A 9,898-nucleotide genomic window follows, 5' to 3' on the forward strand; every position below is an offset into this window, starting at 1 on the left:
GGGCCGGTCCGCCTCGGGAGGCTGACCGGTATGACGCGATCAACGGCCGGCCTGGCCGGCTTCACCGGCAGCCTGCTCCGTCCCGGCGACCCGGACTATCACTCGGCGCGGCGCCTGTGGAACGGTGCCATCGATCGATATCCGGGCCTCATCGCCCGCTGCCGGACGGCCGCGGACGTCGGGCTGGCGATCCGGTTCGGTGTCCGGCACGACCTGCCCATCGCGGTTCGCGGTGGCGGGCACAGCTTTTCCGGGTTGTCCATGTGCGAGGGCGGGCTGGTCATCGACCTGAGCCCGATGCGGTCGATCGCCATCGATCCACGTGACCGGCTCGCCCAGGTCGGTCCCGGGGTGCGGTGGCGGCAGCTGGATATGGCCGCCGAGGCGGTGGGTCTCGCGGTGCCCGGCGGCGAGGTCTCGCACACCGGAGTCGCCGGACTTACCCTCGGCGGCGGTGTCGGCTGGCTGTCTCGCCGATACGGTCTGAGCTGCGACAACCTCGTCGCCGCCGAACTGGTGACCGCCGACGGCGACCTGCTGGAGGTCACCGAGGACACCCATCCCGATCTGCTGTGGGGATTGCGCGGCGGTGGCGGCAATTTCGGCGTGGTCACCCGATTCACCCTGCGGCTCAACCCGATTCCGGTGCCGATGTATGCCGGGATGGCCCTGTACCCGCTGTCGGCGGAGCCGCTGTCGGTCTTTCTGGACGTGGCCCGCGACGCCCCGGACGAACTCGGTCTCAACGCCGCCCTGCTCACCGCGCCGCCCGCCCCGTTCCTGCCCGCGGAGCATCACGGCAAACCGCTGATCGCGCTGGCCGCCTGCCACACCGGCGACCTCGCCGTGGGCCAGGCGCTCATTCACCCACTGCGCGAAGTCGATTCGCTCCTCGTCGATCGGTTCGGGCCGATGCCGTACACCGCGCTCCAGTCCATGGTCGACGAGTCCGCCCGGCCGGGTCTGTCCGTGTACGGGCTGGCGGAATGGCTCGGTCCGCTCGACGATGCCGCGGTCGACCGGCTGGTCGAATCGGCCGAACAGTTCACCTCGCCGAATTCTCAACTCCTGCTCCGCATTACCGGCGGCGCGATCGCCCGGGTGCCGGAGGGCGCGACCGCTTTCGGCTTCCGTGACGCCGCCGCGCTGCTGACCGTTGCCGCTGCGTGGACGGATCGCTCGGATTCCGGTGTCGCGCATCGCAACTGGGCGCAGAACACGTGGTCGGCCCTGCATCCCTGGTCCGCGGGCGGCGGCTACGTCAATCAGCTGGGGAACGAAGGCGGCCAACGGGTACGCGAATCCTATGGCGAGGCCAACTGGCACCGGCTGGTCCAGTTGAAACGCAGATTCGACCCGGGAAACGTCTTCCATCTGAACCAGAACATCCCGCCCGGACAGCCCTGAGCCGGGCATGATCGACCGCCGAGGCGGTGCTCGGACGATCGTCGCCATGGCGGGGAAGGCGGGGAACGTTGTTATGATCGATTCGCTTTCGTAAGGGTGGCAAACGGGCCCGCAGGTGCGTTGGGGTCCGCCTGACAGTGGACAGGGGGTCGGCCGGATCCGCTTCCGCGGGAACGGCCGTGCCGCAATGGAAATACTCGTCTTGGGTCCGGTCGTGGTGCGCGCCGACGGCGCAGTGCTGGCGCTGGATCGTCCGCTGGAACGGGCGGCCCTGGTGTGTCTCGCCCTCGCGCGGGGAGTCGCCGTTCCGGACAGCAGGCTGGCGGCCGGACTGTGGGGTGACGAGGTCAGAGGGCGTCCGGTAGAACGCCTCTGGAGTGTCGTGTCCCGGCTGCGCACGACGCTGGGCGCGCACGCCGACGTGGTCGAGCGGACCGCCGGGGGATACCGATGTACCGCGACCATGCCGGATCTGCTCGCCGCCGAGTCGGCGTCCGCCCGAGTGCGAGCCGCCGAGTTGACCGGCGATCATGCGGCGGTACGGGCCGAATCTGCTGCGGCACTTGGCCACTGGCGCGGGCAGGCGCTGGCGGACGTGCGATCCGCGCCGTTGGTGGTCGCCGAGGCGCGGCGGCTGGACACCTGGCACCTGGAACTCACCATCGCCGGGATCGCGGCGGCCGTCGAGTCCGGCGACGCCGACGAGGTGGTCACCGAGTTGGCGCGGCTGGTCTCCGCGCACCCGGTGCACGAGACGCTGGGCCGGCTGTACGCGCTGGCCCTCTATCGGACGGGACGCCAAGCCGACGCGTTGAGCAGCCTCGACCGGTTGCGCCGGGCCGTGACCGACCGGCTCGGCGTCGCGGTGACCCCGGAGACCGCCACGCTGGAGCAGCGGATGCTGCGGCACGATCCGCTGCTCCGTCCGTCGTCCGACCGCGGCGTCGCCCAGCGTCCGGCCGAGGTCGAAACATCCACCACCGCTGAGATTCCCGGGCCGCTTACCTCCTTTCTCGGGCGGGAGCGCGAAATGCCCGAGCTACTTCGTCAGCTGGCCGATCCGGCGCCGGTCACGCTCACCGGCGGGCCGGGATGCGGCAAGTCACGGTTGGCGGTGGAAGCCGCTCGCGCAGTGGCTCGCGGCGGTCGCCGGGTGGTCACCGTCCAGCTGGCCGCGGTGCGGGAGGGCGATCTGGTGGGGCAGGCCATCGCCGAGGCCGCCGGGATCGACGCCGCGCCCGGTGACGAAATACCGTTGCTGGCCGCCGAATTGGACGGCGCGCTGCTGCTGATCGACAACGCGGAGCATCTGGCGGAGGAGGTTTCGGCCATCGTTGCCGCATTGTCCGCGGCCGCGCCCGGACTCACGTCGCTGATCACGTCCCAACGGCCGCTCGGGTGTGCTGGGGAAGTGGTCCAGCTGGTCAGCGCTCTGGATCGCCGAGCGAGCCTCACGCTGTTCGCCGACCGGGCCGAGATCGCCCTGGACGAGTCCGTCCAAGCCGACACGGTCGCGATCTGCGCGGCGGTGGATTGGCTGCCGCTCGGCATCGAACTGGCGGCCGGCCTCACCCGCACGCTCTCGATGAACCAACTCGCGAGACGTATCGTGGACACGCTGCGACTGCTGGTCGGCGGTACTCGGGACGGCGTCAGCGACCGGCACACCTCGCTCCGGATGGCGCTGGATTGCAGCTACCAGATCCTCGATCCCACAACGCAATCCGTGCTTCGCGGGATCGGGGTCTTCGCCGGCGGCTTCCCGCCGGACGCGGTCGCCGCGGTGCTGCCCGCCGGCCTCGGCCAGGACCGGATCGACACTGCCTTGGCGGAGTTGGAACACCGCAACCTGATCGCGGTGCTGACCGACGGCACCTACCGGCGTTGCCTGCTGCTCGAGACCGTCCGCGCCTACGCGCAGAGTCAGCTCACGGCCGAGGGTGAAATCGCCGCCGCGCGTGCGCGGCACGCGCAATGGTGCCTCGCGCACGTGCGTAGCGCCGCCGAGACGCACGGCGACGGCAGCGCGGAGGGCGCCGCGGCCATCTTCGCCGAGTGGCCGAACATCGCCGAGGCGCTGGATCGGGCACCCGGCACGCCCGCCGCCGCTACGGCGGTGCAGCTGGCGATCGCCATGCATCGGCCGTGGCTGATGCGGTCCTGGTACGCGCAGGCCGGTCGCTATTACGGCCCGCTGTTGACCGGAACCGATATCCCGGCCAACGATCGAGCGGAAGCGCTGAGCCGCTGGGCTTTTCATTGGATGATGATCGGGAAACTCGACGAGGCCGCCGATCTGCTCGACGAGGCGGCGACCCTGATCGACCCGTCCGACAGCGGACTCGTGGCCATCTCGGTGTACTACTGCCGCGGCTGCATCGACGTCGAACGCGCACGCTATCGGCACGCGATCCGCACCTTGCTCACCGCGGCCGAGTACGCGCGCCGGGCCGGGAACCTGCAGCGCGAATCCGCGTGCATCGATGCCTGCGCCTCGGCCCAATTGTTCGCCGGGGACGCGCGATCGGCGGTGGAGAACTATCGGCGAGCCGCGGACATCGACCGCGCCGAGGGCGACGAGCACGGGCTGGCCCGCGGCCTCAGCAACCTGGCCAAGGCATTGCTCGGCGTCGGGCAGATGACCGAGGCCGCGGCGTGCGCCGCCGAATCCGACGACTACGCCAAGCGATTCGATGACAGCCACATCCTCGCCTTGACCGAGCAGGTTCGAGCCGGGATCGCCGCGGCCGCAGGCGATCTCGACGCCGCCGAGGTGCACTGCCGCACCGCGCTCAGCCTCATGGGCGAGGAAATCGGCACCGCCGACATAGATCTCGCGGATGTGCTGATCGAGCGCGGCGCGCTGGACGAGGCGCGCGAGCTGGTGAATCGCGTACTCGACGACTCCGCCCCCGGCCAGACCACCTGGCTGGCCGCGCTGCCGGTATCGGCCGCGCTGGCCTGGGCAGAGGGCGATTACGCCGCGGCGGCGACCCTGGTCGACGAGACGACAGCCGCGCACGCCGCCTCCGGCTTCGGCTGGCCCCGTTACGTCAACCGCCTGGACACTGTCCGTCGCCGCCTGGCCGACCGTCAGAACTCCGAGTAGGCCACCCGACCGGGTGAACGCCGAGCGGGACCTGGTTGCGGCAAAGAGCGAGAAGAGCCTCCGCCGTGTCCCGCTCGCGGATCAGGACAGTTGGAAGGCCTCGGCCTTGGGCTCGCGGGTGGCGCGCCAGTAGCTGGTGCCGGTGCCGGGCCAGGATTGGCGGTTGCGGCCGGTGTGGTCGAGGAACCAGCTGTGGCAGCCGCCGGAGACCCACACGGATCGGTCGAGCTTGCTGTGCAGCCAGTCGTTGAAATCGCGCTGAACGGTGTCCTGCACCTCGAGCCGGGTAGAGCCCCGATTGTCCATCAGCTGAAGGCATTTCACGATGTAACGCACCTGGGATTCGATCAGGAACAGGATCGATTGCGCGCCGCCGCCGGAGTTCGGGCCCATGATCATGAAGAAGTTCGGGAAGCCCGCCACGGTCATGCCGAGGTAGGCCTCCATGCCGTCGCGCCAGGCGTCCTGGATGGTGAGTCCGTCGCGGCCGACGATGTGCTCGGTCGCGCAGCGGTTGTCGGTGGAGAAGCCGGTGCCGAGCACGACCACGTCCGCCTCGTGCAGTTCGCCGTCGGCGGTGCGGATCCCGGTCTCGGTGAACTCCTCGATGCCCGCGGTCACCAGGTCGACGTCGGGCCGGGCCAGCGACGGATAGAAGTCGCCGGAGAACAGGATTCGCTTGCAACCGAAGGTGTAGGTGGGGGTGAGCTGTGCACGCAGCTCCGGATCGGGCACCTGCTTCTTCAGATGGTGCAGCGCCATTCGCTTGAGCAAGAAGTTCCACCGGGGATGGAAGTAGCCGTAAACCGGCGCCTCGTGCAGCCAGAAGGCGGCATTCCGGTAGACCTTCATCGCGCCCGGAAAGAGCTTGAACAGGCGCTGCTCGACCGCGCTGACGGGACGATCCAGCTTCGGCAGCACCCAGTGCGGGTTGCGCTGGTACACCTCGACATGTGCTGCGGCATCGGCGATTTGGGGGACCAGCTGAATGCCGCTGGCCCCGGTGCCGATCACCGCGACGCGTTTGCCGGTCAGATCGACCGAGTGGTCCCAGCGCGCGGAGTGGAACACCGGACCGGTGAACTTCTCCCGCCCCTTGAACTCCGGGATGTGCGGCTTGTGCAGCGCACCGTGCGCGGCGATCACGGCGCGCGGGCGGTATTCGTCACCGTCCGCGGTGCGGACCACCCACCGGTCGCTGCCGTCGTCGAATTCGTAGGACACCGCCTCGGACTGGAAGCGGATATACGGTTCGAGTTCGTAATCCTTGACCACGCGCCGGATGTAATCGAGGATCTCCGGCTGCCCGGCGTACATCCGGGTCCAATCGGTATTGGGCGCGAACGAATACGAATACATCATCGACATGATGTCGCAGGCGCAGCCCGGATAGGTGTTGTCCCGCCAGACGCCGCCGACACCGTCGGCCTTCTCCAGCACGACGAAGTTGCGTTCGCCGGATTCCAGCAGTTTGATCGCCATCCCGACTCCGGCCAATCCGGTGCCGACGATCAGGACGTTCGGCTGCTCCGGGCTCACGTTGTCGGTCGATGCCATGGTTCCCTCTCACTGCTCAACACGTCCAGGCAGCCGGTGCGCTGTGCTGCCGATGCCCTGAAAACGGGTCGCCCTCGACCCTCGAAAAAAGCAAATTGCCAGCGAATGATTCGGCAACGAGCACCGACACGATTACACCACAATAGAACGCACGACGTACAGAAAAATGTTCATGCGCGTGCATGCGAGGACTGCCGGTCACACCGCCAAACGGTTGCCCGGGTCGGCGAGCCCGGCCGGGTCGGTGGTCTTACGCGCCGGCTTGGGCGCCGGCACCGTGATGGCGCCCGACTTGACCATGCCGGAGGTGAATCGTCGTGTGCCGATGGGTGTTCGGCGATCGGCGCCGTGCCCGGCCGAGTGGATGAGCGCCTTCGTCGGTTGCCACAAGCGCAGCAACGTCTGCTCGTCCGGCACATCCGCCCCGCGTGCGGCGGGTTCGCCCGCCGGTTCGCCGCCGGCGTCGGTGAGCCGCTTGGCCGCCAGGAACAGCTCGGCGACCATCCGGAGGTCTTCCTGATCGTCCTCCTCGACCGTGCTCTCGATCAGGTCGTCGATCGCATTCGGCAGCGGCAGAACATATCTGGCGACGATCTCGGCCGCGTCGTGGATTTCCATCCGCCGCCGGTGCAGCCGCTCCTGCGGCGAGACATTCCAGTTGTCCGCACGTTTGAGCTGGAAGACAACCTGCGGCGCGGCCGCCGTCAGATCCCGCCAGAGCGGATACATCCGGCGCGCGGCGCGGGATTCGCGATCCAGTCGCAGTTGCTGCACCACGGCCTGGACCGCGGACGGCACATACACCGTGACCAGCGCGGCGAAGACGAACAGCCCGGGCTCGCCGGAGGCGAATCCGTCGGCGACGAGGTTATAGGTGTTGCGGGTGAACGCATTACCCGCACCGACCGCGTCCAGCGCCACCGAGACGGCCATCATGCACACGGGCAGCGAGCTGGCCACACCGAAGCAGACCAGCGCGGCGACGGTGATCCGCTCCCACAGCGTGGTCGTCCGCCACACCGTGCCGCGAACCTTCAGGATGTAGTAGTAACCCGAAACAATAACGGGCAGAGCGGAATACAGCCCGATGTAGATGCCGTATCGCCAGCCGCCGTACTCCGCGATGGAGGTCATGCCCTGGCTGCGGGCGGGCGCGCTGAGGAACAGGAAGGCCAGCCCGATCGCCGCCGAGATCCCGATGACGATCTTGAACTGGGATCGGTAGCGCACCGGGCCGTTCTCGTGCAGCAGCGCCATTCCGAGCCCGCAGGCCCAGGCGGTCACGGTCAGCCAGTGCCAGGTGTCGAACACCGAGGGCAGGCCGCCGGGCACGAATTTCGCCACCTGACGGGCGAAGACCGGCTCGCGCAGCAGGGCCGCCGCCGCGTCGAAGCCGAGCAGAGTGTTGATCATCCGTCCGAAGACGGAGGTGTGCAGGGTCAGGGCGAGCCGAATCAGCGTGATGACAACGATGAACACCGTCGCGGAGATGGTGATCCCGGCGGGCAGATGGTCATGTGGCCACATGCTTTACAGCTCTTTCAGCATCGGATCGCGCCGCGGACCGACGGTCCTGGCGCGGAAGCCGATCAGGGTCGCCAGCAGCTCGGCCTCGTACTCCTCGATGGAGGCGTAACTGGATGCGCCGCGCGCGGCCCGCACTGTGGAGAGGTCGATTTCGTGATTCAGCGCGACTCCGCTCGTCAGGGTCGACCACTCCACCGCGGAGAGCGACGTGTCTTGTCCGTGGTCGAGCAACATGTGACTGACCTCGTGCAAAGCTACGTGCAGTTCGACGGCGGGATCGGAGGATTGCCGAAGAAAGATCACGTCGTAGCCTTTGCAGGCCAGCCACAGGCCACACAGACCGACCGGCGCGGTCGGCGGCAGCTGCAGGCGCACGATCCGCCGCCCACGGGTGCGCTCGACCGAGGCGATGAACTCCTCGATGGTCCAGTCGGCCGGCAGTTCGAGGCTGTCGACCACGGCCTGTAGTCGGGCGCGCGTGGAGATCTTGCCTCGGGTGGGCTTCCATCCGAGGCCGGAGACCTTGCGGCGGAACAGTTTCAACATTTCACCAGCCCCCTCGTCCGAACGAGGCGATCCGCGCCAGTGAGGTCCGGCTCGTCGGCATAAACGCTGGTCCGAGCTGCTGCGACAAGGCCGGTGGAATGCGGATCGTTTGTGTTCACGATTTCCTCCCCCGAGCACCTGGAGATCACACCTTGTTATCGCGCACCACAGCGGCATCGTTGCCACCGGCGCAATGTTGTTCGTCGAAGTCATCCGCTCAACGGGGAGCGCGACATTCTCCATTGTCCGGATAACTTCAGTGACCCGCATGTCGACAGACGTCGACTCGCCATAGTCGACTTGCTGGGCTGGCTTATACCCTACCTGTCACCCGGACTTCACGTAGCCGTAGTTTTCCCGTCATGGCCCCTAGATTACGCCTTTGACCTGCTCGTATGTGGGGGAATGGCGAGTCTGGAACGACTTCAAGTCGAATGTTGAAAGCGCAAGTCCCCGAGCGAATTTCAGACCGCGTCCGGGATTGCGCGAGGGCCGTCGGGCACGGCCGTCGCCCAGGCTGAGCTGGGGTTCGGGGGACACCGGACGGTATGTGACACGTGCTCGAATATGTTGTGTCTCAAACACTGTCGGAGACACGACGGAAACGCCGCGTCAGCGAATATCGTCTCCGTCGGCTTCGTGGTCGGACGGGCCGGGCTCGGCCGTGTTCTGCAGCGCCTGCAGCAGCCGGTCGATCGCCGTCTTGGGGAAGATCAGCTGATAGCCCTCGGTGTGACTGCGCGCCCGCTTCAATTCGATGCCGAGGCGGTCGAGTTCGGTGACCAGATCCACGACCGAGCGGTGCTTGCGGGTCAGGTTCTGCAGCGCACTGACGCCGCTTTCGACATCGTCGTCGTCCAGCGCGGCCGCGGGTGCGGGCGGCTCGGCGACCGGGGGCATGAGCGTGCCGCCGTGGTAGAGCGCCGAGGTCGCGCTCCCGGCCGGCAGACCGAGCGCCTCGAGCGCACGGTTGTACTTCGCCTCGGTGGTCGCGCTGATCGTGTCCACCTGCCCGCTCTCGATGCGGGACTGAACATTGCGCGTCGGACCGCCGAGGTCGTGGATGTGCTGGTGAGTTACCAGATCATCGGGAAGATTTCGCTGCCGGAACGCTTTCAGCTGCCGTCCGAACCGCTGTCCAGCCGACTCGACTTTATTACGCTTCACGGTCTCGCTGGCGCCCAATTCGTCGCCCATGGGAAGGATCGTACCACTTGTTTGCGCAGGGATGGTCATTGTGCCCACGCATCACCACTCATGCATGGTCGCAATAGCAAGATCATGCCCTTACGGCACACCCCGGGTCCCAGTATCGTCCACGACGATGCGCATCTGTGGAGCATGGACGCACACTGATGCACACGAATGTGTTGACATGAGTGCTTGTGGTAGTTAAATTCGGTACATGAGTGCGGATCTGGGCACTAGGCGTGAGGTGGGCACCGATCATGTGGAAGTTCAGCGCGACTAGCACGACTTCCAGCGCCATGATGCCTGCCCGCGTTCACCGGTCCAGCCGGCTCATAGCCGATGACTCGCCGCTTGCTCGGGGCTCGAACGGCTCGGCCCGACCGCCGAGGTCTCGTTCGAAGGGGGCCGACATCGCAGTCGGCAATAAGGGGAGTGCCGTGTTCCTCGAGGGGGGAACATGACCGTCCGCACAATATCGGCAATCGGTCGGAAACTCGACAATCAAATCAGCCTGCTCGATATCGCCTCGCTCTTGCGGTCGATGCCGCGGTTACGCGCATC

General features: G+C 67.3%; 6 protein-coding genes. 2 read left to right on the forward strand and 4 right to left on the reverse strand.

Annotated features, from left to right (window positions below; translation table 11 throughout):
• Nucleotides 1-30: 30 nt before the first annotated feature.
• Entirely contained in the window at nt 31-1,407 is a 1,377-nt protein-coding gene (locus F3087_RS07790; protein ID WP_191093842.1) for an FAD-binding oxidoreductase, read from the forward strand.
• Between the two features lie 187 nt (nt 1,408-1,594).
• Nucleotides 1,595-4,516, forward strand: a complete 2,922-nt coding sequence (locus F3087_RS07795) for an AfsR/SARP family transcriptional regulator (RefSeq protein ID WP_150401171.1) — start codon at nt 1,595-1,597, stop codon at nt 4,514-4,516.
• Nucleotides 4,517-4,597: 81 nt separating this feature from the next.
• On the opposite strand, the gene F3087_RS07800 is transcribed toward F3087_RS07795, so the two are convergent.
• The 4 genes from F3087_RS07800 to F3087_RS07815 all read right to left on the reverse strand — a co-directional run bounded on the left by F3087_RS07800 (nt 4,598) and on the right by F3087_RS07815 (nt 9,343).
• Nucleotides 4,598-6,073 (reverse strand): flavin-containing monooxygenase, encoded by a 1,476-nt coding sequence (locus tag F3087_RS07800; protein ID WP_150401172.1) that lies wholly within the window; start codon nt 6,071-6,073, stop codon nt 4,598-4,600.
• A 198-nt stretch (nt 6,074-6,271) separates the two neighbouring features.
• Nucleotides 6,272-7,600: a DUF6545 domain-containing protein gene (locus tag F3087_RS07805; RefSeq protein ID WP_150401173.1), complete on the reverse strand. Its 1,329-nt coding sequence runs from the start codon at nt 7,598-7,600 to the stop codon at nt 6,272-6,274.
• 3 nt (nt 7,601-7,603) lie between these two features.
• A complete protein-coding gene (locus F3087_RS07810; protein ID WP_150401174.1) occupies nt 7,604-8,146 on the reverse strand; it encodes a hypothetical protein in 543 nt (180 codons plus the stop codon).
• Between the two features lie 612 nt (nt 8,147-8,758).
• Nucleotides 8,759-9,343, reverse strand: a complete 585-nt coding sequence (locus F3087_RS07815; RefSeq protein WP_150401175.1) for a hypothetical protein — start codon at nt 9,341-9,343, stop codon at nt 8,759-8,761.
• Between the last annotated feature and the right edge of the window lie 555 nt (nt 9,344-9,898).

The organism is Nocardia colli (genome assembly GCF_008704205.1).
Lineage (GTDB): Bacteria > Actinomycetota > Actinomycetes > Mycobacteriales > Mycobacteriaceae > Nocardia > Nocardia colli.